24 protein-coding genes are annotated in these 26,998 nt (G+C 30.7%); 10 read left to right on the forward strand and 14 right to left on the reverse strand.

Annotated elements, in window-relative coordinates; all coding sequences use genetic code 11:
* Positions 1–163 precede the first annotated feature (163 nt).
* Both CLRAG_RS08065 and CLRAG_RS08070 read left to right on the forward strand, forming a co-directional pair.
* A complete protein-coding gene (locus tag CLRAG_RS08065) occupies positions 164–1,075 on the forward strand; it encodes a glycosyltransferase family 2 protein (RefSeq protein ID WP_065077956.1) in 912 nt (303 codons plus the stop codon).
* A gap of 43 nt (positions 1,076–1,118) precedes the next feature.
* Entirely contained in the window at positions 1,119–2,036 is a 918-nt protein-coding gene (locus CLRAG_RS08070; RefSeq protein WP_065078016.1) for a glycosyltransferase family 2 protein, read from the forward strand.
* Between the two features lie 215 nt (positions 2,037–2,251).
* Here CLRAG_RS08070 and CLRAG_RS08075 read toward each other — a convergent pair whose 3' ends face one another.
* Positions 2,252–2,869: a hypothetical protein gene (locus tag CLRAG_RS08075; protein ID WP_065077957.1), complete on the reverse strand. Its 618-nt coding sequence runs from the start codon at positions 2,867–2,869 to the stop codon at positions 2,252–2,254.
* Between the two features lie 151 nt (positions 2,870–3,020).
* On the opposite strand from CLRAG_RS08075, the gene CLRAG_RS08080 reads away from it, so the two are divergent.
* A complete protein-coding gene (locus tag CLRAG_RS08080) occupies positions 3,021–4,460 on the forward strand; it encodes a hypothetical protein (RefSeq protein ID WP_065077958.1) in 1,440 nt (479 codons plus the stop codon).
* A gap of 254 nt (positions 4,461–4,714) precedes the next feature.
* On the opposite strand, the gene lsrF is transcribed toward CLRAG_RS08080, so the two are convergent.
* The 5 genes from lsrF to CLRAG_RS08105 all read right to left on the reverse strand — a co-directional run bounded on the left by lsrF (position 4,715) and on the right by CLRAG_RS08105 (position 10,445).
* The gene (gene lsrF, locus CLRAG_RS08085) at positions 4,715–5,599 is read right to left on the reverse strand and encodes a 3-hydroxy-5-phosphonooxypentane-2,4-dione thiolase (RefSeq protein WP_065077959.1); all 885 of its coding nucleotides are present in this window, start codon (positions 5,597–5,599) and stop codon (positions 4,715–4,717) included.
* Between the two features lie 62 nt (positions 5,600–5,661).
* On the reverse strand, positions 5,662–6,768 hold the full coding sequence (locus tag CLRAG_RS08090) for a substrate-binding domain-containing protein (RefSeq protein ID WP_065077960.1): 1,107 nt from the start codon (positions 6,766–6,768) through the stop codon (positions 5,662–5,664).
* A gap of 90 nt (positions 6,769–6,858) precedes the next feature.
* The gene (locus CLRAG_RS08095; protein ID WP_065077961.1) at positions 6,859–7,878 is read right to left on the reverse strand and encodes an ABC transporter permease; all 1,020 of its coding nucleotides are present in this window, start codon (positions 7,876–7,878) and stop codon (positions 6,859–6,861) included.
* Positions 7,863–8,906, reverse strand: coding sequence for an ABC transporter permease (locus tag CLRAG_RS08100; RefSeq protein ID WP_242872114.1), 1,044 nt, complete (start codon positions 8,904–8,906; stop codon positions 7,863–7,865). Before CLRAG_RS08100 ends, CLRAG_RS08095 begins: the two co-directional genes overlap by 16 nt.
* A gap of 3 nt (positions 8,907–8,909) precedes the next feature.
* Positions 8,910–10,445, reverse strand: a complete 1,536-nt coding sequence (locus CLRAG_RS08105) for a sugar ABC transporter ATP-binding protein (protein ID WP_154104961.1) — start codon at positions 10,443–10,445, stop codon at positions 8,910–8,912.
* Positions 10,446–10,985: 540 nt separating this feature from the next.
* Here CLRAG_RS08105 and CLRAG_RS08110 point away from each other — a divergent pair.
* The 3 genes from CLRAG_RS08110 to CLRAG_RS08120 all read left to right on the forward strand — a co-directional run bounded on the left by CLRAG_RS08110 (position 10,986) and on the right by CLRAG_RS08120 (position 14,085).
* The gene (locus tag CLRAG_RS08110; protein WP_065077962.1) at positions 10,986–11,927 is read left to right on the forward strand and encodes a sugar-binding transcriptional regulator; all 942 of its coding nucleotides are present in this window, start codon (positions 10,986–10,988) and stop codon (positions 11,925–11,927) included.
* Positions 11,928–12,123: 196 nt separating this feature from the next.
* Positions 12,124–13,686, forward strand: coding sequence for an autoinducer-2 kinase (lsrK, locus tag CLRAG_RS08115; protein ID WP_275507575.1), 1,563 nt, complete (start codon positions 12,124–12,126; stop codon positions 13,684–13,686).
* Between the two features lie 48 nt (positions 13,687–13,734).
* Positions 13,735–14,085 (forward strand): cupin domain-containing protein, encoded by a 351-nt coding sequence (locus CLRAG_RS08120; protein ID WP_065077964.1) that lies wholly within the window; start codon positions 13,735–13,737, stop codon positions 14,083–14,085.
* A 350-nt stretch (positions 14,086–14,435) separates the two neighbouring features.
* On the opposite strand, the gene CLRAG_RS08125 is transcribed toward CLRAG_RS08120, so the two are convergent.
* Positions 14,436–16,340 (reverse strand): cell wall-binding repeat-containing protein, encoded by a 1,905-nt coding sequence (locus tag CLRAG_RS08125; RefSeq protein WP_207644797.1) that lies wholly within the window; start codon positions 16,338–16,340, stop codon positions 14,436–14,438.
* A 159-nt stretch (positions 16,341–16,499) separates the two neighbouring features.
* Complete coding sequence (locus tag CLRAG_RS08130; RefSeq protein WP_083985616.1) at positions 16,500–17,234, reverse strand: MEDS domain-containing protein; 735 nt, start codon at positions 17,232–17,234, stop codon at positions 16,500–16,502.
* Between the two features lie 302 nt (positions 17,235–17,536).
* On the opposite strand from CLRAG_RS08130, the gene CLRAG_RS08135 reads away from it, so the two are divergent.
* Positions 17,537–18,034: a hypothetical protein gene (locus CLRAG_RS08135; protein ID WP_065077965.1), complete on the forward strand. Its 498-nt coding sequence runs from the start codon at positions 17,537–17,539 to the stop codon at positions 18,032–18,034.
* Between the two features lie 32 nt (positions 18,035–18,066).
* Here CLRAG_RS08135 and CLRAG_RS08140 read toward each other — a convergent pair whose 3' ends face one another.
* From CLRAG_RS08140 to CLRAG_RS08160, 5 genes are all read right to left on the reverse strand, one after another.
* Entirely contained in the window at positions 18,067–19,740 is a 1,674-nt protein-coding gene (locus CLRAG_RS08140; protein WP_476695873.1) for a GH3 auxin-responsive promoter family protein, read from the reverse strand.
* A 28-nt stretch (positions 19,741–19,768) separates the two neighbouring features.
* Positions 19,769–20,410, reverse strand: coding sequence for a DUF4397 domain-containing protein (locus tag CLRAG_RS08145; protein WP_065077967.1), 642 nt, complete (start codon positions 20,408–20,410; stop codon positions 19,769–19,771).
* Between the two features lie 82 nt (positions 20,411–20,492).
* On the reverse strand, positions 20,493–21,182 hold the full coding sequence (locus CLRAG_RS08150; protein WP_154104963.1) for a hypothetical protein: 690 nt from the start codon (positions 21,180–21,182) through the stop codon (positions 20,493–20,495).
* Between the two features lie 129 nt (positions 21,183–21,311).
* Positions 21,312–21,491, reverse strand: coding sequence for a hypothetical protein (locus CLRAG_RS08155; protein WP_065077969.1), 180 nt, complete (start codon positions 21,489–21,491; stop codon positions 21,312–21,314).
* Between the two features lie 89 nt (positions 21,492–21,580).
* On the reverse strand, positions 21,581–21,760 hold the full coding sequence (locus tag CLRAG_RS08160) for a hypothetical protein (RefSeq protein WP_065077970.1): 180 nt from the start codon (positions 21,758–21,760) through the stop codon (positions 21,581–21,583).
* Positions 21,761–22,038: 278 nt separating this feature from the next.
* On the opposite strand from CLRAG_RS08160, the gene CLRAG_RS08165 reads away from it, so the two are divergent.
* The 3 genes from CLRAG_RS08165 (at position 22,039) to CLRAG_RS08175 (ending at position 25,198) form a co-directional block, all read left to right on the forward strand.
* Positions 22,039–22,251, forward strand: coding sequence for a hypothetical protein (locus CLRAG_RS08165; RefSeq protein WP_065077971.1), 213 nt, complete (start codon positions 22,039–22,041; stop codon positions 22,249–22,251).
* Positions 22,252–22,573: 322 nt separating this feature from the next.
* The gene (locus CLRAG_RS08170) at positions 22,574–23,293 is read left to right on the forward strand and encodes an SPOCS domain-containing protein (protein WP_065077972.1); all 720 of its coding nucleotides are present in this window, start codon (positions 22,574–22,576) and stop codon (positions 23,291–23,293) included.
* A 255-nt stretch (positions 23,294–23,548) separates the two neighbouring features.
* A complete protein-coding gene (locus tag CLRAG_RS08175) occupies positions 23,549–25,198 on the forward strand; it encodes an arsenic transporter (RefSeq protein ID WP_242872116.1) in 1,650 nt (549 codons plus the stop codon).
* Positions 25,199–25,285: 87 nt separating this feature from the next.
* On the opposite strand, the gene CLRAG_RS08180 is transcribed toward CLRAG_RS08175, so the two are convergent.
* Positions 25,286–26,995: a methyl-accepting chemotaxis protein gene (locus CLRAG_RS08180; protein ID WP_065077973.1), complete on the reverse strand. Its 1,710-nt coding sequence runs from the start codon at positions 26,993–26,995 to the stop codon at positions 25,286–25,288.
* Positions 26,996–26,998: the final 3 nt, after the last annotated feature.

A 26,998-nucleotide genomic window follows, 5' to 3' on the forward strand; every position in this document is an offset into this window, starting at 1 on the left:
GGGAATTAGTATCAGATATTAAAATTCTTTTTGACGAACTTAATTCTAATTTTGCTAAGATTCATTCATTAGCTTATGCTAGAAGTTTCCTAGTATAAGTTAAATTATCACTTAGAAACCCTATAATTATAATGAAAAATTAAATCTTAACAAAAACGAACTATTGAAAAAGGAAACAAAATCTAAAATAGATGCTTCCATTATTATTTACTGTAAAAATCAATTAAATGCTTTAAAATCAACAATAGACTCTCTAATAAATTCCTATAATAGGACTAATTATGAAATTATAGTAGTAGACGATAGTTCTATAGACGGAAGTGCAGATTTTTTACAATATAACTTAGATAAAGGATCCTATAATGATATGACTTTGATTAAGACTCCTAATATAGGAACTGTAAAAGCCAAAAACTATGCTGCAAAAGTTTCTAAAGGAAATTACTTGTCTTTCTGTGATGCTGGTATAAATGTACCAAAATACTGGTTAGACAATCTTCTAGCTATATCTCAAAAATATAAAGCTTCTATAATAGCACCATCCATTTTAACTACCAAGGATAATATTACAAATTACGGTATGACTTTTGATAGTGAACTTACACCTAAACCTTTGATAAATAATCCTAAAATCATAAGTGAAATTCCCTTTGTATGCAGTTCTGCTTTTTGTATTAACAGAGCTGTATTTAAAAAGATAACCGGTTTTAACGAAATTTTTGATATTTATGGAAGTGAATATTTTGAATTGTGTCTTAAAGCCTGGCTTTATGGTTATAAAGTAGTAGTGGCACCGGATATAACAGTAAATCGGTATTGTTTAAAAAACTCATATTCCATTAGCATAGGTACATCCTATATGATTTTTAATATGTTATGCACTGCTTACTGCCATTTTAAAAAAAGTAGGATTGCTAAAATTATAGATACTGTAAGAAATAATTATTTTTTTTATACCGCATCAGATAATATAAAATCCAATATAGATTTAATTTTTAAGTGGAGAGAGAAATATTTTAACGAACGCCTGCACAGCGATGATTTTTTCTTTGATAAATTTAATATTCCATTTTAAATTATTTCTTAAAATCTATATAGTTGAGAGGAGTGTACATTTAGTGGAAGAAAAACCTTCATATAAAAATAAAGTAGATGTTTCCATAATTGTCCCCTGCAAAAATGAAGTAAATAACTTAAAATGGACATTGGACTCCATTATGAAATCTAAAAATTTTCTTAACTTTGAAATCATAGTAGTAGATGATGCTTCAAATGACTCAAGTACCCAATTTTTAAAGTCTGATTTAAACAAGCCTACCTATAAAGATATTATTTTAATTAAAACAAATAATATAGGAGCTGCTCGTGCAAGAAATGCTGGTGCAAAAGTAGCTAATGGAAACTATTTGTTTTTCTGTGATGCCCATGTAAAAGTTCCTGACCACTTACTAGACAATCTAGTGGATACCTTAAAAGTTTCTAATGCCAATATAGCAGCACCTTGTATTTTAGATATGCATAATAATTTAGCAGCTGGCTATGGTCAAACCTGGGATAATAAACTCAATGTTACCTGGATTGTACGTAATCCTGGCATTATCTATGAGATTCCCATTGCCTGCGGATGTGCTTTTTGTATAACCAAAGAGGCTTTTCAAAAAATAAACGGTTTTGACAATTTATTCCAAGTATGGGGAAAAGAAGATGAAGAGCTTTGTTTTAAAGCCTGGCTTTACGGATATAAGATTGTGGTCAACCCAGAAGTAAAAGTAAGACATCTTTTCAGGCCAAAACATCCCTATAAAGTTACTTCATCTAATGTTGCTTACAATATGCTTTGTATGGCATATTCTCACTTTAAAAAACAGCGTATACTTAAAACCATAAACCTTATAAATAGCTATTCTTATTTTCCTATTGTAGTTTCAAGTATTAAATCCAACTTAGACTTAATATTTACCCAAAGGGAAAAATATTTTAAAGAGCGTATACATGATGACGATTTTTTCTTTAAAAAATTCATGATTTCATTTTAAAAAATAAAGGTTATCTCAAAACACTTCTTACGAAATATTTTTGAGATAACCTTTTTAATCTGATGGCTACCATCCGTAACACTTCCATCATATTTAGCTGGAAGACAACGGCTGCTACGCCCCTGGATAAGTTCTTCTAAGCCTCAGATGGAGGATGGTATTCCTCTTAAGCAAACTCCATCTGAGTCTAAGAATCACTTGATGTAAAGTAAATACTAACATGTAGGTGTAATTTTACCTGTAACCTCGTATATATTTACTTTAGGACATGAGGAGCCTACCGTTCCAAGGTTGTTATAGCTTAAACCGCTGACTAAAAATTTTATAGTATTTGGATCTATAGTTCCACAGCAAACTACATCCGAATTACAGAAACATACAACATCTGTGCAGCATAGGAAAGCACAATTTCCACTTGGATCTTTAAATCCCAAACTTGCAAATACTTTAACACTTCCAGTAACTTTTGCTCTATTGAGTGCTATAGTACATCCATTTGTAAGTGTTGCTGTACATTTGCCACTTCCCTGAGTAACAGTAAACTCAGTACGTTTAGAAACACCAGCATGCACATGTCCAGGTATAAATGTAAAATCAGTAGGAACACTAATTAAGCAGCAAAAAGTTCCTGCCGTACAGGATGGACATGGAGTTGGTGGTGTTGTTGGATCACAATTACAACAAGGATCAGAAACGCTTTGTTGCAAAACTTCTCCTGAACCAGATTCAATTAACCCCACTAGTTCCTTTTTTTCATCCTCACTTAAATCCACCGCTAATTGGCCTTTAGTTATATTATCTATTTCCATCATGATTTCTTGAACGTCCTTCAATTATTATCTCTCCTTTTTTAAGTACTTCTACATTAACATTTTACGTAGCAAGTTTTTAATTGTTACAATTTTAAATATTTTTTGTTATAATATTGAAGTCCTTAAGCATATTTTATATATAAAGAATAATTCTCCAAGAGGAGTTAGTTTAATGAGATCTAAAGACAAAAAATCTTATATTTTAAAACGCTCTAATGGAGTTATATGGAACATATCTTATAATGAAAATAGAGAAATTGTATATAGAATATTCAAAGAAAATGCCTGGCATACTTATAATTTGATTACAAGCAATATTACTCAAAATTTTTCAGCTATATTACTTCCAAATGATATAATATATGTTTTATATCAGGATATGAAAGGAAATATAAATTTGCTTTCAGAAGATGAAACAAGATGGAATGAACAGCAAATCATTAAAAACAATAATGGAAAAATAAATGATGTTTACTTTCAAGCTCTCCTAAACCAAAATGAGATTCACATCATCTACAGTGTTTTAAATAAAAAAACAGGTATTACAACTATATGGCACCAAATTTTAGATAAAAAAAATGACCTATCTTCTTCTAAAATAATAGATACACTAAAATTCAATTATGATATATCTTTTTCCCTTCATACTTCAAAAGATAAAAAAATACTTATTTTATATCAGAAATCAGTAAATAATAGGCATGAGCTTGGATACAAAATACTCAATCATGAAAGTAAAAATTGGTCCAACTTCTATAGTATAGATTCAAGTACTTTCCCCTATAAATATTATTCTATACTTAAAAGCAAAAATACAATTCATATACTATATATAAAAAATGACCAAAATAGAAACAGTTTAATCTATGCTAATGGCATTGGTACAGACTTTAAATATAATAAATTATCAGAAAGTGTAAATATAGACTTCTGTTATCTTTTTATAGGATATAATCAAATATGGTGCTCCTGGACACAAGATAATAAAATTTTCAGCAACTTTTCCATAGACAATGGTAGAAGTTTTAGTGATGATCCCTTTAAGGATTCATTAACTTTCCTAGATATTACAAAATGTATTTATAGCTCAAATAATCAAAGTTATCTAGATACTTTTGATTTCAACGAACTGTATACCATAAATAAAAATCCTCTAGAGTATTTGATTATATCTCAAATATTTTCTAATAGTAACGATTATAAGGTCAACCCTTATATGACTTATTTTATGGATGAAATTTCGAAAAAAATCTCTGCATACCAAAAAATGCTTAATCAAAAAAATAACTTAATTCTTCAGCTTAAATATTTATTAAAGCAAGAAAAAACCAAATATCTCTCATACAAAAGCAGATGCTATAATATAAATGAGGAATATGACAATTTCAATAAAACAAAAGATTTGCTAAATGAAAATATTAACTTTATTCAAAAAAGTTTAATTGAAAAGGAAAACAAAATTAATGAACTAGAAAATGCCTCTATTGAAAAAGAAGATGCTATTATTAATCTAAAACTTCAACTAAAAGCTGTTACTTCCCAGCTAAATTTATGTAAATCAAAATCAAATAGTTCTCTTTTAAAGAGAATATTTAAAAATGATAAAATATAATTACACTTTTCACTTGTAACATTTTTTCAAGCTTAATAATTATTTATTTTCAATATCTCATCATATAATTTTTTGTACAAAAACAGAAAATTTTTATATAGTAGAAATGCAGCTAATTATAACTCATCTATAATTAGCTGCATTTCTAAATCTTAATTTTATCAAACTCTTCTGCATTTTAAAAAAGCATTAAATAAACTTGATTCTGATAAAAGTTTATTTTATATTTTCCTGTTTTTTTACCCAATAACTCATTATTTATGAATGGCATCCTGATAAAATTCATAAGCTTGCTTATCAGTTGCTTTCTCATGAACAATCTTACCTATGGCTTCAGCCATTTCTACTGGATGAAGACTTTGGAAAATATTACGTCCCATATCTAGTCCATGCGCACCCTCACTTATTGCATGATATGCCATTGTAAGAGCTTCATTTTCAGGTAACTTTTTTCCACCTGCTACAACAATAGGAACTGGACATGCTGCTGCAACTTCTTCAAAGTTCTCACAATAGTAGGTCTTAACAATGTTAACCCCAATTTCTGCTAAGATACGTGTAGCAAGTTTAAAATAACGATCTGTACGTTCCATATCCTTTCCTACTGCTACAACGCCCATAGTGGGAATGCTATAACGTATACCTTCATTTATAACCTTCGATAAATTATTTATACTTTGAAGTTGGCCATCTGCACCAATAAATCCTTGAACAGCCATACAATCTGCATTGCAGCGGATTGTATCTTGAATGTCAACAGCAACTACCTCATGAGATAAATCATTATTTAGCATAGATGAACCAGATGAAACACGTAGTGCGATTGATTTTTGTCCAACTGGTGGAACACAAGTACGAAGTGCACCTCTTGTACACATCAAAACATCAACATAATCCATAAGTTTGGGAATCAACAAATCAAGTCTTTCCAAACCTGATACAGACCCCATAAAATATCCATGATCAAATGCAAACATTACAGTATTGCCACTATTTTTATCAAAAATATTTGCAAGATGCTTTTTCATTCCCCAATCTAAATTATTAGCTCCTTTAACATAAAAGCCTTTAGAATTATTCGCAAATTCAGTATCTATGTGATAATCTTTTGCTACTTTAAAGCCTTCCATATCTGGCATAATTAAAATCCTCCTTATAATTTATACATTTATCATTTGAAATCAAATAAATAAGTTATACATTAAAAATCAAAATTGTTCATATTACTTTTAGTAAATACAGTTCTCTCAGGTAGTAATACAACTCCTGAAGAAGGATCAGAAGTACTTGCTGAATCATTAAGTACATTATTAGGCATAACTTCTACAGTACCAATATCAGGAATTTTAATCTTATCACCAACTTTTACTTTATTACCTGCAGCAAGATAGTATGCCATGTAGCAACCCATAGCACCTTGGATTCCGCAATCCCATAATCCCCAACGTGTAATAATACCTTCTTTACAATACTGTTTTATAGAATTAGGTGAAGCAAACCCAGTAATAGTAATATCTTTAGCTTTTTTACCTTTGTTCTGAGCTGCCTGACATTGTCCAGGAAGTGCAGTAGAGTCATTGCAGATAATTAAGTCAATATCCTTATGTGCTGATAATATAGATTCACCAACTGAAATAGCTTGTTCGGCATCTTGATTTGAATAATAGTTATCTGGTGCAACATTTTGCCAGTTAGGATATTTTTGCTTAATGTATTTTTCTCCCTCTACTCTCCAAGAGTTTTGGTCAGTAACACTTGCATTTGAATAATGCCAGCAATATTTGATAGGATCCTTATCTGGGTTTTTGCCACGTTCTTTTAATGAATCGTAACTCATTTTAACTAGCATTTCTCCTAATTGCTTAGGTGTACCTTGAGAGACCATAATTTTACGAACAGATGGATCTACATCAGAATCCCATGTAGTAACTTTAACACCTGCTGCTGCTGCAGCTTTTAAAGCATCCTTAACGCCAGCAGCATCAACAGATGACATACAAATTGCATTTGTACCTTGTTGAACTGCTTTGTTAATTACAGATACCTGAGCAGATGCAGATGCACTAGCATCACCTTCGTAGTCAACTTTAAATCCCCACTTTTTAGCATATTTTTGAGCACCCTTATTAGCAGATTCAAAGAATGCATTGCCTGTAACCTTTGGAATAAAAGTTACCGTAATGTTACTATTTTTGTTAGAAGTACTTTTCTCTGCAGAATCACTTGATGGCTTACTGGATGAACCACATCCCGTAAATGCTGTAAGAGCCATAACAACAGTTAATGTCAAAGCAAAAACTTTTTTCATTATAAAACCCCCCTGTTTTTTTGTTTTTATATGCAGACGTAAATATTCGTCTATATATACCTAATAACACTAAATAAAATTTATTTATGACTAATTTTTGATGGATACATAATGGCGTAAAACTGTAGAAATCTTTTGATTTTTAGAAATACAGCTTCCTGCAACTACAAGGACTAACATAATGCCTACTGGAATATCTAAGTACTGGTTTGGCATGCCATTCATTGAAAGACCAAATCTCATGATTCCAATTACAACTGCCGCAAGTGCTGAACCAATTACTCCACCTTTACCTCCTAAAGTGGATGTTCCACCAAGTACTACAGCTGTAATTATTGGCATAGTTAAATCACTTCCAAAATCAGATTTTGAAGATCCAAGATAACTTGTCATAATGATACCTGCAATAGCAGCTGCCATACCTGAGAAAATATATGTACTCATAATGATAAGCTTTGAATTAATACCAGTAAATCCTGCTGCATTTTGATTAATTCCACAAAGGAAAACTTTTCTTCCATATTTTGTACTGTGTAAAATAATATAAGCAATAGCTGAAAGTGCTATGAAAATAAGAAACTGTGATGGAATAACACCAAAAAAACGTTTCTTGGTAAAACTTGTAAAGTACTGTGGAAAACCACTAATGCCAAGATAAGCAGCGGTCTTTGATATATTTGATACCGCAATAGCAAGTCCAGAATATAGAAATGATCCACCTAATGTAACTACCATTGGCTGAACACCAGTAAACCCTATAAAAAAACCACTTAGGGCACCACATAGGCCACCAACAATAAGAGCTATTAGGCATGCTGCTATAATGTTAACTCCTGCACTTTTCCACATTACTCCAATAACTATCGAGGTTAACCCCACTATAGAACCGGCCTGCAAATCAATACCACCTGTAATAAACACAAAGCATGTAAAAATTGCAATAATACAAATAGAAATAAAATCGTTTACACTGCCAAATAGAACTTGAGGTTTTAAAAATCTAGGATTTAAATTACCAAATATAATTACTTCTACAATAAGCAATATTACCAGGAAATATTCCCATCGAAACTTGAATTTTGTATATATTCCTTTTAGTTTCTGTCGCATACTTTATTTCCTCCTTCTACTTTGTATTCAATAACTTCTGCAGTTCTCGCTGCCAAACGTTCTCTTCTTGACTTTTCAATATTATGCTTCTGAATTACTGCATCTATAACAACAATAGTAATTAACAAAATTCCAGTAATTGTGTTATCATAATTGGATGATAATCCTACGAAGACCAAAATACGACTGATGGATGCCATAATTAATGCACCAAAAGTTGCTCCAATCATATTTCCAATACCACCAGAAAGACTTATTCCACCAATAACACATGCAGCAATAGCTTTCATCTCATAACCATTACCAGACATAGGCGTTACAAACCCAATACGACTAACAAATATTACAGAAGCCAAGGATGCACAAACTGCACAAATTATAAAGCTGATCATCTTAGTTGCAGTAACGGGAAGACCTATATGAACAGCTCCATCCTCATTATCACCTACTGCTTGAAAATATCGTCCACATCTTTTTTTCGTTACACAAAAATGTATAAGAATCATTATTATAATAGTACCTATATAAAACCATGATAATCCAAACATACCCATCTGCGAAATTTCCTTAAAGTTACGGGGAATATTTTCAACCCAGGCACCACCAGTATAAACATAAGAAAAGCCTCTTACGATACCGTTTACACCTATAGTCATAATAATTGATGGAACTCCAAGAACTGCTACACCAAATCCATTAACAGTACCTATAACTATTCCAATCAAAATAGCTACCAATAATGCCATCATACTTGAATTACCATTTCTTATCATAGTAGCTGCCACTGCAGCTGATAACCCTAATGTACCACCTATAGATGCATCAATCTCTCCTGTAAAAATAACAAATGCCATACCAATAGCACAGATTGTATAAACCGTAGAACCATTTAAGCAAAGCATAATATTATCTAATTTCCAAAATGCCGGATTTACAACTCCTGCAATTCCAAACAAAGCAAGGAGGAAAATTATGGACGAAAATTCTCTTCTTTTTGTTATCTTTTTCATAAAACTCATACTTTCCATACTCTATACACCCTCCTTTTCTTCTTCATAAACACCAAATGCGGCACTCATCAAGTTATTCTGATTTATATCCGCTTTATTAAATATATGATTTATTCTTCCCTGAAACATGGTAACTGCTCTATCTGAAAGTTCAATAATCTCTTCCATATCTGATGATATGAGTAAGAAAGAAAAACCTTTCTCTTTTAATTTATTCATAATTGAATATACATCACCACGGGCTGAAGCATCAATTCCACGAGTAGGTTCATCTAATATAATCAGCTTTGGATGTGTTAAAAGTGTTCTAGCAATTACAACCTTCTGCTGGTTTCCGCCTGAAAGACTGCCAAGTAACTGATCCTGTCCAGTTACTTTAATGCGAAAATCACTTATAGACTTATCAGTTAACTCTCTTTCTTTCTTAGAATTTATAAAAAACTTAGAAAGATGATTTAAACATCCACATGTAGTATTCATCCTTATATCACCAATCTTAAAAATTCCATCTTGTCGTCTATCTTCTGGAATATAACTTATGCCCTTTTCCATCACTTGAGCAGTTGACATTCCAGTAATATCTGTACCTTCAAGATAAACCTTTCCACCAAGTACCACATCTTTACCAAAAATTGTAGTTGCAAGTTCGGTACGTCCAGCACCTACTACACCTGCCAAGCCTAAAATTTCACCAGGATACACATCAAAAGTCACGTCCTTAAATCCATATCCACTAAAGTTCTTTAAGCTGAATATTGGTTTCAGATTTTTATAATCTGGTACCGTACTATTAAAATTAAGTTCTTTCTTTTCTATATCTGTGGGAAGTAATCCTTGTACAAGCATCTCTCGAGTAAAATCTTTAACTTCCCCATTAAGTGTTATAATCCCATCTCTCATAATTGCAACATGAGTAGCTATAGTAAATACCTCAGCAAGTCTATGAGTAATATAGATAATACCGATGTTTTTCTTTTTAAGATCTTCAATAATTTTAAAAAGGGATTCTACTTCATCAAAAGTTAATGCGCTAGTAGGCTCGTCCAAAATTAATAATTTTGCATTTCTTAATAACCCACGAAGAAGTTCTACCAATTGCTGTTCAGCAATAGATAAAGTCATAGCTTTTCTGTTTAAATCCAAATGCCAACCAATCTGTTTCAATAAATTTCTAAGGTGTTTGTCTAACTCTTTAGAGCTCTCATTAAATCCAATTAGTATATTTTCTTCCACACTCATATTTGGAAAAAGCATAGGTTCCTGTGGTACAAGATACATACCAAGTTTCATTGCATCTAAAGGTTTAGAATTCAAAACCTTTTTGCCACCTACATAAATATCGCCAATATCCTGCTGATAGATGCACATAATAATTTTCATTAAAGTACTCTTGCCTGCACCATTACCTCCAATCAATGCTAATACTTCACCTGCACTGACATCTAGATTAATACCTTTTAAAACTTTATTTTTTGCAAATGACTTATGAATATTTCGCACAGAAAGGAGCGTATTATCAGTATTTATTTCTGAATTTTTTGAAATATTTTCTTCCATACTCCTAGCCTCCATAATTAAATTCCTAACATTTGTTACATGCAGATTAATTTTGTTTGTTTACAAAATCATAAAACATTTTGAAAACTTTGTCAACCGTTTACAATAAAGTTGCTTGTTTTATTATCAGAATTTTATATAAATTTTACTTTTATACACAAATTATTTTATTGATAAAGTATTTATACTAGCCATATTATAAGGTAGTACAATTATTATATTACACAAATTTATTTGAAAATAATAAATTTCTTTTACAACAAGTTTCCATGTTGACATTAAAAAATCATGTTGTTATACTATTTATAAAGTTATCATTTGTTTTTCATCAAAACAAAAGATAGTAAGTCTTTGGAGTAGTCTTCCACTAAATTTAAGTAATTGAAGATTAATATTAAATTTTGTATGCTCTTCTATTGAAAATTGAAATAGGAATTACTACTTTCAAACGTAAAGATATTATTTTTAGCCATAATCTAATACTAAGTCATAGTATTTTATAATCACATAAAATTAATATAGAAAGCGAGAGAAAAACAAATGGATAATGAAGAAGCACTTATGATTAAAGTATCATGGTATTACTATTTTGATAATATGACCCAGCAGCGTATCTCAGAACTTCTTGGTATCTCACGTATGCGTGTAGTAAAACTGTTAGATAGGGCACGTAATACTGGAATTATTCAATTTAAGCTGCGTGATGACCCAGCAAGTCGCTTGCATATAGAAAAGAAATTATCCCAAGTGTATAATCTTAAAGATACTTTTATTGTACCTTCACCACCAAAAGAAGTTTCTATTAATGAAAATATTGCGCGAGCCGCTGCCATGTATATAAATAACCGCCTAGGTAATAACAACTTCATTAATATGGGATATGGCGATACTCAAAGTCGCATCTTGAATAATCTAGCAACCATGGCCGAACGTCCCCTCTCTGTAGTATCAATGACAGGTGGTGTTAGTTATTATTTACCTAATAATATGTCTACAATCTTTAATGCTAAACTTTATTTGATTCCATCACCACTTCTAGTGTCTTCTAAAGAAGTAGTAGAAGCCCTACAAAATGAGGGATCTATTAATGAAATTTCACGTATGTTACAACTTTCTTGTATGTCTGTTGTAGGAATTGGTTCTATTAGCAATAATGCTACTATTGTAAAAAGTGGGATTCTAACTAAAAGCGATTTTCTATACTTAAAAATGAAAGGTGCTGTCGGGGACATATTGTGTCATTTTATTGATAAAGATGGAAAATTAGTAGAAACATATATAGAAGAACGTTTAATTACAACCCCGCTTTCTACACTTCTCAAACTTAATAACGTAATTGGAGTTGCAGCAGGTGATGATAAAGTGTGCGCAATTAAAGCTGTCTTAAATGGTGGCTACATTGATATTCTAATTACAGATGAATCTACTGCATTGCAGCTATTAGATACTAATGAAAGTATTTCACAAAATCCGGAAAACTAATTTTTATTTTAAATTTATTCAAGATATTACTAAAATCAGTTGTACTCATTAATACCAATTTCTAAACATTATTCAATATATGCATTTATTAATATAAATCAATAATTACTCACTGTTCACATGCAGCCTGATTCTATTATGTGGCAGTTGAGGAAAATATATAAGTTTAGTAAATTATTATAAGGAGGTCTTACTGATGCAAAAATATTTAATGGCTGTTGATGCTGGCACTGGAAGCGTTCGTGCCATTTTGTTTGATTTGGAAGGTAATCAGATTGGCTGTGTTCAGCAGGAATGGATTCACAATGAGGATCCTAAATGGCCTGGCAGCATGAATTTCGATTGGAATCATAACTGGAAACTAGCATGTGACTGTATTCATGGAGTAATAGACCAAACAAAAATTAATTCAAAAGAAATTGCAGCTGTATCTACTACCTGTATGCGTGAAGGAATTGTACTATATGATAAATTTGGAAAAGAAATATGGGCTTGTGCTAATGTTGATGCTCGTTCTAATGACGAAGTTGGTGAACTCATACGCATGAACCCAGAATTAGAAAAAGAAGTATATATGGAATCTGGACAAACCTATGCTCTTGGTGCACTGCCACGTATTCTATGGGTAAAAAACAAGATGCCTGAAATATATAAAAAAATTGCACATATAGGTATGTTTAATGACTGGCTAATTTTTAAAATGACAGGCAAATTAGCTGTTGAACCAAGTAATGGATCTACAACTGGCATCTTCGATCTAAAAAAAAGAGCTTGGGATTCTTCTATCGCTGGCAAATGCGGCCTAAAGGATACTATCTTTCCTGATGTTGTGGAATGTGGTTCCATAATAGGTAAAGTTAATACAAAAGGTGCCAAAGACACTGGTCTTGCTGAAGGTACTACCGTTGTAGTAGGTGGTGGTGATGCACAGCTTGGTTGCATAGGTGTAGGTGTGGTTAAATCAAAGGAAGCCGCCATATTTGGGGGGAGCTTCTGGCAATATGAATTTAATACAGATGCTGTAAAAACTGATTCAAACTGCCGTGTTCGTGTTAATTGTCACGCAGTACCTGATGTTTGGCAGTACGAAGCTCTAGCTTTCAAACCTGGTTTAGTAATGCGTTGGTTTAGAGACGGATTCTGTCAACTTGAAAAACAGGAAGCTGAAAAAACAGGTAAAGATCCTTATTATATAATGGATCAAAAAGCCGCTGAGATTCCAGCTGGGAGCTACGGAATGATGTGCGCATTTTCTGATGTCATGAACTTTATTTCTTGGAAACATGCTTCTCCTACTTTCACAAACTTTCAACTTGATTCTGAAAAATTTAATCGCTACACTTTTTATCATGCTATTCTAGAAAATACAGCTATGGTTACTAAAGGCCATCTTGACTTAGTACGAGAAGTTACTGGCAATATGCCAGAAAGCATTGTCTTTGCAGGAGGTGCTTCAAAGAGCCCATTATGGTGCCAGATCTTATCTGATGTTCTTGGCCTACCAGTTCGTGTTCCAGTAGTAAAAGAAGCAACTGGCCTTGGCGCTGCTATTCTGGCAGGTTATGGAGCAGGAATTTATAGCAATATCTCAGAGACAGCAAGAAAACTTGTACATTGGGATAAGACCTATGAACCATCTATAAAAAATCATTTTCTTTACGAAAACCTTTACAAAAAATGGCGTAAGGTGTATGCTGCACAATTAGAGCTTTGTAACCAGAAGCTTACAAATAATATGTGGATCGCACCAGGTCTATAGTACCTATAAAATTAAAAAGATTTTAACAAACAAGGAGGAATTTTGATTATGTATATTATTGACGAAAAAGAAAAAGAATATCGTTTTGGTGATCATGGTCCCAAATACTTGATGAAAGGTCCAAGAATGAACTTTGCTCTAGTTCAGTTTCAACCAGGACAAGATTTTAAAGCTCACTTCCATAATGTTATGGAAGAAAATTTCTACATCATTGATGGTGAAATTGATATTGTGGTAGATGGAAAAGTAAATCACCTAACAAAAGGTCAGTTTATCCATATTGAACCAGGAGAGGTTCATTATTGTGTGAACAATTCTAACTCTGCAATCAAGATGGTATCCACACTTGCTCCTTACCAAGAGGTTGATAAAGTTGAAGTTGACGATTACAAATATTGATGTAGTTTAAAAACTTATTTTAACAAAAAACTATATAGGAAGATATAGATAGATTTGTGTAAAATAGATTGGATTTAGTTTTGTAGGGCTGTCACACTAAAAATAAATTCTACAACATATTATATTAGCAAGTGAATTATCAAGTGATTCTTAGGTTCAGGTGGAGTTTGCCTATAAGGAATACCTTTTCATCTGAACCTTAGAAGAACTTATCCAGGTGCGTAACAGTGCTTATCCCCCACTTTCGCTATGTGCGATAGTGGTGGTTAGCAATGGTAGCAATCGGATAAAACAATATGTTGTATGTAAATTTCTTAGTGCAACAGTCCCCTATTTATTTGCAGATTTAATTAGTATCTGTTAAATTTATTACTAATAGTTTCCCAGTAATCAGAATTTTCCAATCCCAATCTCCATATAGAAATTCCACCTAAATCATAATTATTTACAATATCAAGTTTATATGAGATGCTTGTACTATTTTCAAAATATACAGTGTGGTATATACCTGAACTATCAGTATAATTGAAGTATGGACTTTTAGCTGCAGAATCCCATTTAACCTGGGCACCCTTTTGTGAAGCTATATTATATGCTTGGCTTATGCCATAAGATTTTGCTTTTGCTCCATTTGATGGCCAATCATAAGCATAGGCTGCTAATCCCAATAGTATTTTATCTCTAGGAATAACTGTAATTGCATAATTTATTACATTTTGCACCCATCCTATAGATGCTATGGCACCAGGTGCTCCGCCAGACCAATGTTCATCATAAGTCATCAATACAATCTTATCTGAAACCTTTGCAAGTGCAGCATAATCATAAGCTCCAATCCAGCTCTGCCACATACTATCACTTGTTTTAGCAGGAACTGCTATTGTCACTTCAAATCCTTGTGGATTCAGCGTATTATATAGTTCGCCCATAAATGTCGTAAAATAACTTCTATCATAATAGTAAACATTCTCTATATCAATATTTACACCTTTATAATTGTTTGCTTTTAAACTTTGTAATATATTATTTATAAGTTTTTGCCTATTTGTTGAATTTTCCAGTACAACTTTTGCTATATCTCCATTAAAACTATTTGATACCATGGCATATGTCTTAATTTTGTTATCATTTGCATAGCTTACCTGATTATATGGTACTGAACCTTTTATATTACCTGTGCTATCCATAATATAAGTATCTGTAGCAATTGAATCAATTGCCTGTGAATGATTTATTATAGAATTATAAGATGAACTATCTCCTATATAATAATAAGTAGTATACCCTAGTACAGTTTTACTTGGATACAAAATAGACTGTACTAAAGCATCTGATATAGCAAATGTGCCACCTAATATCTTTAATGAAGATATTGAATCTATCTTTGATCTGATTAAGGACTGTGCCTTAGTATAACTTTTACTAACTAAAACAATAGGGGCAAAATCTTTTGCTGCTGCAGCTGAACCACATAAAGCATCTGGAAAATCTCCCCCATATGCTAAATATACATTGTTAAAATTAAAATCTCCCAAAAATTCATTTATTACATTTAAATTTGTTTCATATCTATCTATTCCACTAAGTCTTTTCATATTAGGTAAATCTTTAACAACATTAGCATTTATTACATCAATACCACCAATTACATAACTTTTAGAAATACTATTGTTATTTATAAAATCTTTAACACTATCAGTCAATATTTTAGCTGGTGTAAGAAGTATTGGCATCTGTTTTGCCGCTGCTATAGAAGCTATAGATAAAGCATCTGGGAAATTTTCTCCTGAAGCTAGTACTACTCCATTACTTGCACCTATATTTTCTGCCACCTTAGCACTCGTTTCGTATCTGTCTTGTCCACTTATACGTGTAATTTGAATATTAAGAGCAATTAATTGTTCTTCAATAGTTTTAGAGACTGCTCCTATACCACCTACTATAAAAACATTTTTAGCTCCTAATCTTTTAATTTCTTCATCTACATTAGAATTTAAATTAGTGCCTTCTGTTATTAAAATAGGTGCATTATACTTTTTTGCAAGAGGTGCAGCAGAAATAGCATCTGGAAAATTTTCTCCTGAAACTAACACCACATACTCTGATTTTTGAAAATTATTTTGTGAGACATTTACTGAAGTTTCATATCTGTTCATTCCACCAAATCTGATATTGGATGGAGCTGCTGCTGCATCTTGCACTGCAATAAAAAACATTATAAATAAAAAACAAAATAAAATATGTATTTTCTTCAATTTATGTCCCCCCAATATCAATTAAATATCAATTAAGTTATCGAACACAATATGCATAATTTGAAGAAGTATGTTCATTCCTGCACGTCATATTAATGGAATTTTATACTGTGTATTCCACTTAATAAACGGGGGTATGTAGATTATTATTACTTTTTCCTAACCTATCTCCTCTAAAAATGAATTTTTTAAAATATAAGAATGGGTAAGTAAAGATTTTTCTATTACTGTTTTATTTATAAACTCTCCTTTATTCATATAATCATAAGCATCATATATGCAAAGTATAGATGCTTTAGTATTGTATACACCTTTAGTTAAGTTTGTTTCAAAAGCTAAAAAATCATTTTCAGAAGTGCTTTTAATAGCATAAGAAGGTTGTCCAATCCATCTAATACCGCTATATTTTTTAACTTCATTACTTAAAAGTGCTTTATTAATTTGATGTTTTAATTCAATTAAGCCACCATATTTATTGCCTTTAATTAGTTCTTCTACACTATTAAACTTAATATGTTCAACAGGAACTTTATTAACTTTCAAAAAAGCTAATAATCCATCGTAAAGACTTTTTTCCATAGAAACATATATAAGTTCATTATTATTGATACCTGCAGTTATATAAAAATACAGACTGGTAAAAAGATGCTGGTATCCATAATAATAAAAAGTTGAATGTATGCCAAATACGTTTTTTAAATTTAGTTTAGAAATATATTCTAAACTTTTATTGCAAAATACACACTTGTACACTAATTCATCCAAATATTCACTTAGCTTAATAATTTCTTCATCAAGCAATTTATAATCTTTTTCAGCTATTAAGTTATTCAACATAATTCTATATTTTTCTATATCATTACGTAAACTGCATGTACTGCATAAAGTTTCCACAACGTCACCTCTATTACAATTTTTATTAAATAATATAAAATTATACCACAATTTTCATATATTTGCATAACATTGTGAATATTTTTATGCTTAATTTCTACATGGAATAAATCTGATGTTTCCACTAAACCATGCAAAATCATATGTAATAATATCTTGTTTGTGCAATTATAATATAATTTACATATCTCTTTTTTGAAATGATCATAATGTTTTGAAAATGCATAGTATATATAAACAGAGTTCTTGGCATCAAATAATCGGATAAACAGATTTTTTAAATAGGAGTGAAGAAATATAAAATGAAAAAATTTCAACCTTTCCATGGTGTGGTTACCATGATTAATGACTTTTTCATAAATAATCGTGAAGAAAGCGCAGGATGTTATAAATTAATATCTGTAGAAAACAGGCTGGGTGATCTGGTAAACTTTATTGTAGGGCCATCCACTTATTTTGTAGATCATGTAACAGTGTCAGTTGGAGATACAATAACTGGCTTTTATAATACGAATGCAGCTGTTCCTCTTATTTTTCCACCACAATTTAGGGCAATTGTTATAGCAAAAGATGTTGAATACCAAAATGTAAAGGTAGACTATTTCAATAGTAAATTAGTGAGCAGTGACAATATGTTAAAATTAAACATTGGGCCAGATACTGAAATAGTTCTGGAAAATGATCAAACTTTTACTGGAAATCCTGCAAATCGTAATCTAATCGTAATCTATGGAGCTTCTACAAAGAGTATACCAGCTCAAACAACGCCTTATAAAGTTGTTGTTATTTGTCAAATTTAATATTTAATCAAAAATACTGCAGTTACTTAAAACTACAGTATTTTTGATTTATTAACAATATTTAATATATTTCTATTATTAATTACAACTCTCGGAATCTTAATTTGATTTTTTGATACTCCTTTATTAAACAAGGATTCCTTTACTAAGTTAAAAGTGTTTGGTGATAAAAGCACTACTTTTACCATACCTAATCTCTTATTATTCCTGGCTCTATCATAGGCCAAGTTTGATTTTCTTATTTCATAATCCAATGTCTCTTCTAATAGCTTAACTTTATAATTAGGTATATTATTTTTAAATTCAAAATAAAAACTGTACCTTCCAGGTGTAATTGAATTATCTGGTATCGTAGTATAATCTACTAGGTTTAAGTTTAATTTTTTCATTGTATTTCTTATGGCATTTGTCAATTGTTCTTCATTAGTCTTTTCCGCTGCCATATTAAGTACTTGATTTTTCCTATATAAAAATTCAATCTCTGGACAATTATTATAAAAATCTACTACCTTAATGACATCACCTATTCTGTATCTATAAAGGCCTGCATAATTAGTAACGACTATTTCATATTTTTCTCCTATTTTTAATTCATCTAAGCAAAAGGTATCCTTGTTTTTTTTATTTTCCTCTTTAATAGAAATAAACTCATAAAAAACAGTGTCAGGAATAATTACATATCTTATCTTATTTGCATAAGGATTAATTCCAATCATAGCTTCAGTAGCAGCGTAACCTGGAGAATAGATCGGGAGCGAATTAGTATAATAGTTAACTTTATCATCATATATTGAAAAGTTTGCTCCAGTTACTGTAGCAATATAGGCCATATTAGGCCATATTCTAACGCTTATCCCCTTAAATCCTTTCTTAAATTCACTCTCTAATTGATCAGCCCTACTGGCATTAGGTGAAAGATGTTTATTTAAATTTATTCTAGTATTTTCATCAATATTTAAGCTGCTCCTTATGCATCCTCTTCTTATATCCCTTACTAAGCTTTCATATTTACTCTCCAAGACTCTAAACAAATCTAAAATATTGGAGATAAAAACTCCACTTATATATAAAAGTTTAACTTCTTCTAACGCAAATAATAAGTGAAGGTAAAGAGCATCTTCCCTATCTTTTATTGTCATAACTTCTAATGGCGAAGTATATAAATATGGCAATATATACTTTATACCATTCATTCCTCCAGAGGTAGCAGAGCATATTGGAATCCCACCTTTAGTATAAGTTGTCATAACTATATCAGCTATCATCAATCCTTTTCCATAATTCCAATTTTTCTTAAAGTTATCATAAGAATATTTATTAATAAGAAGTGCCATATACTTTGAGGCAATTTTTCTACCCCTTTTAGTACAAGGAATTAATTTTTGTTTACCTGTAGTTCCTGATGTATGGCCAAAGTATTCCACATTGTCACTTGTTAAAATATTCTTTTGACCATTTGCCATTCGCTCTATATAGCTTTCATAATATCTATATTCTGTTAGTGGAACTTGTTTTTTAAAATCATCTATGGACTTAATATTTTTAAAATTAAACTTAATCCCTATTTCACTTTCAACATTTGATTTTAATATTTTAAATAGTACTTTTTCATTCACCTTTCTACAGTTTTGTGTTTGTCTATTAAACCTTTTTTTAACTATTCCTCCACCTTCTATAGAAATTCTATAAAGTACCTTGCTTATTATACTCGTAATAATGCACTTCCTAATTATTTTATCTTGGTTCTGGCACTAACATAACTTCTAAAGCTGGAGATTTTCCAACCAGGCCAACTGCATATAAAGTATAGTAATTATTAGGATCCACTTTAACGTTTGGAACAGTTAATACTACATTGTCCCTGCCAGCAAGGCTAACTGTGAAAGTATACGTCCCTGTAGGAACACAGGCATAATCTGTAATATCTTTATAACCAACATCAGCAAATACTTTTGTGCCGTCAGACAACTTTACATCAACAGCTGGTGCATTTGGAGAAAGATGAACAAATCTTACACAAGGTCTTCCAAAGTTCTGAGCAGTGGTTGGTTCCTGTATAGGGTATAAACTAATATCAGGAATAGTTCCTATTACAGCTACATTAAATACAGTATTTGCAGGAATATTTAAATTAGTATTTATAACAGGGTTTATCATTTGTCCTGAGGGATAAACCATAATATTGTAGCTGCCAGGAGCAACAGAAATATACTGTGAGAGTTCCTTATAGGAAAGATTTTTTACGATAAGCTTTCCATTGGCATAAACATCTACAGCTGGTGCATTAGGTGCAGCATGGAATACCCTAATAGAAGAATTCATTTGATTAGCTCTATAATAATTATTTATTCTGCGAGCATATGGGCAATAAAACATAAACATTCTCCTTATATTTTTAACCACTATTATAATACGAAATAAATATTAAAATGTTCATTTAATATTTATTACTAGGCATTTAGCAAAAATAGGTGATTTGTTCAGGATTAATATAATAGGTTTTTTCATCAGATTTTAAAACAATTAAGCAGTCATAGTTAAAAATAACTTCTCCTGATATGGCTTGGGCAGATGTAGTATAAATTGTTAAATATACTCCTTGAAAATTACAATTTATAAATGCCGCTAAGGGATACCTTAAAACATTTTTCTTATAGATATCTTTAGGATTGTATTCCGCTGCAATTTTATCATCATTAAATTTCACATCTGTCATAATATGATTATTACCATGTTCTTCTGAAATAATTGGGACATTACTAATAGTATCTACTGGTAACTCTACGTGAGTAGTATCTTCATTTGGCATTAAGGGTATAATTTCTTCGTCCTGTGTTTCTTTTAAAAATAAATTTTCGCCCTCAGCAATTGCATTAGTTTCCATAGATTTAGCGTTGGACACACAAGAATCTTGATTCTCAGCGGGCATATCTTTATAATCTGCTATCCAGTATATAATTTTATTACAATTCATATAGTAAATTATTTTATTGCGTGTTTTTAGTATAATATACTTTTCTTTTGAGCCCTTTTCACAATATTTAAGTAGTTTACAATGGAGTTTTTTACATTTAGAACCACAGTCATAGATGACAGTAATATGTTTTCCTACAAATTTATCATAATCATTAAAATAGTAATCAGCCATTATAAATCCTCCTAATAAAATATTAATATTATTTATAAGTAAAAGAGGTACCATTATAAGGTAGCCTCTAATTTACTTACATTTATTTAAACTTCTAATCATAAAACATTGTGATTAGAATGTATCATTTTAGTATATGCTTTCTATAGAATTACAATTGACCATTATTATACCATCCTTAGTTTTAAGTTTTAACATATCAGTATCTTCAGTAGATTTTAGGATAGTTCCTTGTATTTTATTACCACTCATTGTAACGATAGTCACACTATAGCCAAGTTCACCTTCACTTATTTTATTAATATTCATCAACTCTTCCTCCCCTTACGAATATTACTATAATCTTACAGAAACGCTGCATTTGTAAAAAATTATTTTACGATAAATTTTCGAAATGATTAATACATGCTTTCAATTGCATTAGTACTAACCATTATTATTCCATTCTGAGTTTTAAGCTTTAAGAAATCAGCATCTTCACCAGCTTTTAAAAGTTCACCTTGTATTTTGTTGCCACTCTTTGTTACAATTGTCATATTTGTTCCCATATAAGTTTCCTCTACCATTTTGATATTCATATAAATATCCTCCTTAAAATCTTTAAAGTCTCTTCCTTAATATGCTTATTTATTATCTACATAAATTTAATTGTAAAGATTAACTACTTCACTATATATTATTAATTTTTAGTCAATAATGTTACGAAATTTCCTACAACTATAAAAATTTTTCAAGTCTTGCATAATTGTAAATGACAACCATAAGATAAAATAATTTAGTTGAACATTTTATTGATCATATTAGTATAATGTATTAAACCCAGATCACTAATTATACAAGAAAGGAGGAGAAATCCATGTCAGAACATTTTGATGAAGTCACTGACAAAAAAATAGATTGTAAAGGAAAATATGTCTCGGTAATGATTGAATATGGTCATAGACATTCATATATTAATGGAATATTTTTAGGAGAGACCTGTGAACATCTCATAGTTAAAGATAATAAAAATAAAGTTATTTATATTAATAAAAATAAAATAATATGTCACACATTTGAAAAAAGTTAGATTTTTATTCAAATATTATTTAGTATAAATTTTATAGCTTTATTAATGAACATAAAAGAATTTTTATTAAAAAGGAATACTTTCTATATTGAGATTTAATTTGATAAAAGCGGCTATATACAGTATTAAAGTTTGTAAAAATAATAAATATGAAATTTCTTTAATTAGCAATGAACATTTTAAAAATTTCAAAATATATTATAATTAGGATTAAATTTTTAAACCAAGTAAGTACAACGTAAAGTAATAATCGAATTATAAATATTAGTATAGGTAGTGTGAAAAACTTTACGCTAATAAGATTATAGAGGGAGGCTGACATATGGAAACAAACTTAAACCCACAGGGGGCAAGTAACAATAATATATCTAAAAATATTGATCTTAAAGCAATTGGGAAAGTAACACGTAAGGAACTAATTAAAAGAAAAATCATCTTTGATGCTCCTAAGAAAGACGCGGTGTTAAAAGTAATTAATGTCCAAGATGAAGTTGAAATAAAAGATATAAAAGTAACTAGCGGCACTATTTTAGTAAGTGGTTATCTAAATAGTTGTATTATGTATACTACTATGAAAAGACCACCAGTGGAAAATAGTAACCAAGAAAAAAGCAGCGAAAACTCAAGCAAATCTGAAAGTCCTGGATATGTAAACGGACAAAATAATAAAAGTAATGAAAACAATAAAAATAAAGAAAATAATAAAAATAAAGAAGAACCTAAACCAAGCTGCGGTGTTGTAGATAACAGCATTGCTTTAGACGGTGTTGTTCGACATACAACTGTTTGGATACCATTTGAATCATTTATACCTGCAGAAGGAGTTCAAGAAGGAGATATCTGCACAGTTACATCTTCAGCTGTTTTAGATGACTTGAAATCAATGTCTATAAATTCAATTTATGAAGATGAAGATGACTATGATGAGGAAGCAACTGTTTCTATAATGCGTGGTGAAGAAAAGCAGAAATTTATAAAAGGATTTGTTAATAAAGCCTTAATTGAACTAACTGTTGATATAAAAAGATATGCTGAAAATTAATATGGCCTAATAAAGAATATGAAATAAAATTTAATTTGAATTCAAATAGGTTAAATTACTAACCATCAAATTCTCCTGTAATTATGGGGTATGGAATTAAATCCATATCCTTTTTGCGTTTATCTGACTTATTTGATTGAACCCTTGTTAAAAAACGTACAAATTATATTTATGTATCATAGTATATAGTAAAAGTTAGCCTTATGAATAACTTTTTATACTATGATTCCTATTAAAAAGCAGGAGGATAAAAAAATGGGTAACACACTAATAATAGTTTTTATAATGTTGTTTACAATTTGGTGTTATCGGTATGAAGAAAAATCAGGAAATTTCAAATATAATATTTTTAATATATATAGGGGACCTAAATCTTCACTCAGAGGACTTTGGAAAATGCCACATCATATAAAACAATTTTCTACACATCATGGAAATGAAGGCATTCCACCTCCTCCACCCCCTCCAAAACCAGTAAATCCATGGAAGGATTTTAATGTGATTGCCCTTTTCTCTATATTAATAGGTGGAAGCTTAATTATATCTACTTTTAATATAGCTATAGCAACAATTTTTGTATTTATTATGACAATAATAATTATTTTTTTGAGGCCAGCAGATATAAATGAAGCATATCCTGCCTCTGTAGGAGCAATAATTGTACTTTTAATTGGAGTTGTAAACTATGCTAATTTACAGGATATTACTAATAAAGTTGGTGGGGCTTCTATTACTATCATATCAACCATTGTTATGGCAGTTATCCTAGAAAGTTTTGGTTTCTTTCACTGGGTTGCAGCTGCACTAACAAGGCTCGCAAAGGGTTCAGGTTATCGATTATATTGGTATATACAATTATTATGCTTTGTTATGACCTTACTTTTTAATAATGATGGTAGTATTTTAATTACTACACCTATCCTTATATTGTTATTGAGAAACTTTGGATTTGTATACCCACATGAATTTATCCCTTATCTACTGAGTGGGGCATTAATTGCAACAGGTTCAAGTACACCCATAGGAGTAAGTAATATAACCAATTTAATCTCATTAAATATTATAAATATGACACTTTATAATTATACGAAAATGATGTTTATTCCTGGTACACTCGGGCTTTTGTTTATGTCTTGCTTAATGTTTTTAATACTAAAAAACAAGCTGCCGCGTACTCTTCCAAAACCGACAATAGAACTTGATGAAATGTTTTTTACAGAGAAGTTTCATTCTTTTAAAGGAAATTTGTCTCTTGATACAAAAGAAAAAAGAAAAAGTTTTATGTTAAAAGTATTAGCCTTTGTTTTTGTAATACGCTGCTTATTATTTGTTGCATCCTATTTTCGAATTCCAATAGAAATTGTTGCAGCATCAGGTTCAATTATATTACTAATATGGAGATGGTATTATTTAAGAACAAGTCCAATGGATATTTTAAGAAAAACCCCCTGGCATATATTATTATTTGCTTTTTCAATGTATGTGATTATTTATGGCTTGAATAATATTGGATTAACAGCCTATCTCATAAGCTTCTGTAAACCAATTGTGAGTAAAAGTCTTCTTCATGCAAGTTTTTTAATGGGAGGATTAATTTCTGTCCTATCCAATATTTTTAATAATCACCCAGCATTAATGATTGGTACTATAACATTAAGCAATATGGGATTAAATCCAATTACACTAAAAACAATTTATTTAGCTAATATTATTGGCAGCGATATAGGATCGCTGCTTCTTCCAATTGGAACATTAGCTTCACTAATGTGGATGTTTATACTAAAGAAAAATGATATTAGGGTTCCATGGAGAGAATATATAAATGTAACAATTGTAGTAGTCCCTACTACAGTACTGTTTACTTTATATTTGTTGTACTACTGGATTCAGAAAATGTTTTTTTAGAAGGCAAAGAATATGGTGCTATGTCAAGAAAAATCACTTCTGACATCGCACCAAATTAGAAAATATAGGCTATGTAACCATAGTTAATTATATCTTAAATTTCATCACCAGTTCATTAAGTTTCTGTGCAAGTTCTGCCTGACTTTGTGCAGTTAAGGCTACTTTCTCTATTGCTTTTGTTGTTTCATCTATACTTCCTACTATTGTTTCTGTATGTTCTGAAGATTTTTGTGCAGTTATTGTCATACTTTGCACTGCCTGACTTACCTGATCAATTGTAGCAGTAAGTTCTTCTGACATAGATGCTATTTCTTCAGACATTTGGGTCACAAAATCAGAATCATCATAATATTGCTTTCCCATATTTTCAAATTGCTCAAATTGAGGGTCTACATTTTCATTAATAAACCTCAATACATCACTGCCATTTCCAGACAGGTTTTTAAATGCATCCTGAACCTTTATAATGGTATCCTGTATACCTGTAACTGCTTCGGATGATTGCTCTGCAAGTTTTTTCACTTCTTCTGCCACTACTGCAAATCCTTTACCCTGTTCTCCTGCTCTTGCTGCTTCAATGGCTGCATTAAGTGCAAGTAAATTTGTTTGCTCTGCTATGCTTGCAATGGTGTCTGCCATAACCTTAATGTTTTCTACTACTTTACCTTCCTCTATTGCTTTTAGCATATTCTTTTTCTTTTCTTCATATAGATTTTTTACTTCCTTTATAGCATCTTTACCTTGCTTTTCTACATTAGTAGCTCTATCTTTGGATTTGTTTGCATTATTGCTTCCTTCCACAGCTTTTGCAGACAATTCATTGATACTTGAATCTACTTCTTCTACAGAAGCTGTTATTTCCTCAGAAGATGAGCTTGTTTCCTCAATCCCAGATTGTATTTTTGTTACTACACTGTCTATATTTTCAACTTTTGATGATACTTCTTCTACTACAGCAGAAAGCTCTTCACTTGAAACATCTATATGTTTTGAACTTGTAATTATCTCAGATATTAAATTTTTTGTATTAGTAGTAGCCCTATTTAAAGCTTTAATTACTTTACCAATTTCGTCTTCAGTATCTATATCGATTGTTGAGGTGAAGTCTCCTTCTCCCATAGCTTCTGCAAAAATTAAAACTTTTTTTAAAGGATTTGATATTGACAAAGATATTATTAATCCCAATACAATTGCAATTATAAATCCTAACACACATACAGTAACCATGATTTCAGAAGATTTTAAATACAATGCGTCACTTTGTATTTTTGCATTATTTGCATCCTTTTGCGAACTTTTAATCAGTTCATTCAAAGAATTAGATACTTTATCTCTTGCATCGCCTATTGAATGACTTAAATTAGATGCTTCAGCATATTTTCCATTACTCACAAGACTTATAGATTCACTATCCAAGTCTTCGTATTGTTTTAAATAATTAGTCAATGAATTAAATGAATTTCGTTGAAAATTGCTTAAATAGTTATTTTTATATTCTGACAACAATTTACTATTATCTATGATTCTTTGAGCTACATCTTTTGCATCAGTAGTTCCAGTTACATTTTTATCTTCAACTATTCTCATAACCGAAACACGCATAGTTAAAGTGTTTACATATAGCTGCTGAAGATTTTTTATGCCAATAAAATCATTGTTGTATGTTGTATTATAATTAGAATTTATCTTTCTCATGTTTACTATACCAACTGCACCAACTATACCTATAAAAAGAGCTACTATAATAAAACCAGTTATGAGTTTTTGAATTACCTTTAAATTATTAAACCATTTCATTGC

It is taken from the genome of Clostridium ragsdalei P11 (assembly GCF_001675165.1).
Taxonomy (GTDB): Bacteria; Bacillota; Clostridia; order Clostridiales; family Clostridiaceae; genus Clostridium_B; species Clostridium_B ragsdalei.

Coding starts and splice junctions, on each gene's coding strand:
- CLRAG_RS08080 (WP_065077958.1), top strand. CDS start 3,021: ATGAGATCTAAAGACAAAAAATCTTATATTTTAAAACGCTCTAATGGA.
- lsrF (WP_065077959.1), bottom strand. CDS start 5,599: ATGCCAGATATGGAAGGCTTTAAAGTAGCAAAAGATTATCACATAGAT.
- CLRAG_RS08090 (WP_065077960.1), bottom strand. CDS start 6,768: ATGAAAAAAGTTTTTGCTTTGACATTAACTGTTGTTATGGCTCTTACA.
- CLRAG_RS08095 (WP_065077961.1), bottom strand. CDS start 7,878: ATGCGACAGAAACTAAAAGGAATATATACAAAATTCAAGTTTCGATGG.
- CLRAG_RS08100 (WP_242872114.1), bottom strand. CDS start 8,906: ATGGAAAGTATGAGTTTTATGAAAAAGATAACAAAAAGAAGAGAATTT.
- CLRAG_RS08105 (WP_154104961.1), bottom strand. CDS start 10,445: ATGGAAGAAAATATTTCAAAAAATTCAGAAATAAATACTGATAATACG.
- CLRAG_RS08110 (WP_065077962.1), top strand. CDS start 10,986: ATGGATAATGAAGAAGCACTTATGATTAAAGTATCATGGTATTACTAT.
- lsrK (WP_275507575.1), top strand. CDS start 12,124: ATGCAAAAATATTTAATGGCTGTTGATGCTGGCACTGGAAGCGTTCGT.
- CLRAG_RS08120 (WP_065077964.1), top strand. CDS start 13,735: ATGTATATTATTGACGAAAAAGAAAAAGAATATCGTTTTGGTGATCAT.
- CLRAG_RS08135 (WP_065077965.1), top strand. CDS start 17,537: ATGAAAAAATTTCAACCTTTCCATGGTGTGGTTACCATGATTAATGAC.
- CLRAG_RS08145 (WP_065077967.1), bottom strand. CDS start 20,410: ATGTTTTATTGCCCATATGCTCGCAGAATAAATAATTATTATAGAGCT.
- CLRAG_RS08150 (WP_154104963.1), bottom strand. CDS start 21,182: ATGGCTGATTACTATTTTAATGATTATGATAAATTTGTAGGAAAACAT.
- CLRAG_RS08155 (WP_065077969.1), bottom strand. CDS start 21,491: ATGAATATTAATAAAATAAGTGAAGGTGAACTTGGCTATAGTGTGACT.
- CLRAG_RS08160 (WP_065077970.1), bottom strand. CDS start 21,760: ATGAATATCAAAATGGTAGAGGAAACTTATATGGGAACAAATATGACA.
- CLRAG_RS08165 (WP_065077971.1), top strand. CDS start 22,039: ATGTCAGAACATTTTGATGAAGTCACTGACAAAAAAATAGATTGTAAA.
- CLRAG_RS08170 (WP_065077972.1), top strand. CDS start 22,574: ATGGAAACAAACTTAAACCCACAGGGGGCAAGTAACAATAATATATCT.
- CLRAG_RS08175 (WP_242872116.1), top strand. CDS start 23,549: ATGGGTAACACACTAATAATAGTTTTTATAATGTTGTTTACAATTTGG.
- CLRAG_RS08180 (WP_065077973.1), bottom strand. CDS start 26,995: ATGAAATGGTTTAATAATTTAAAGGTAATTCAAAAACTCATAACTGGT.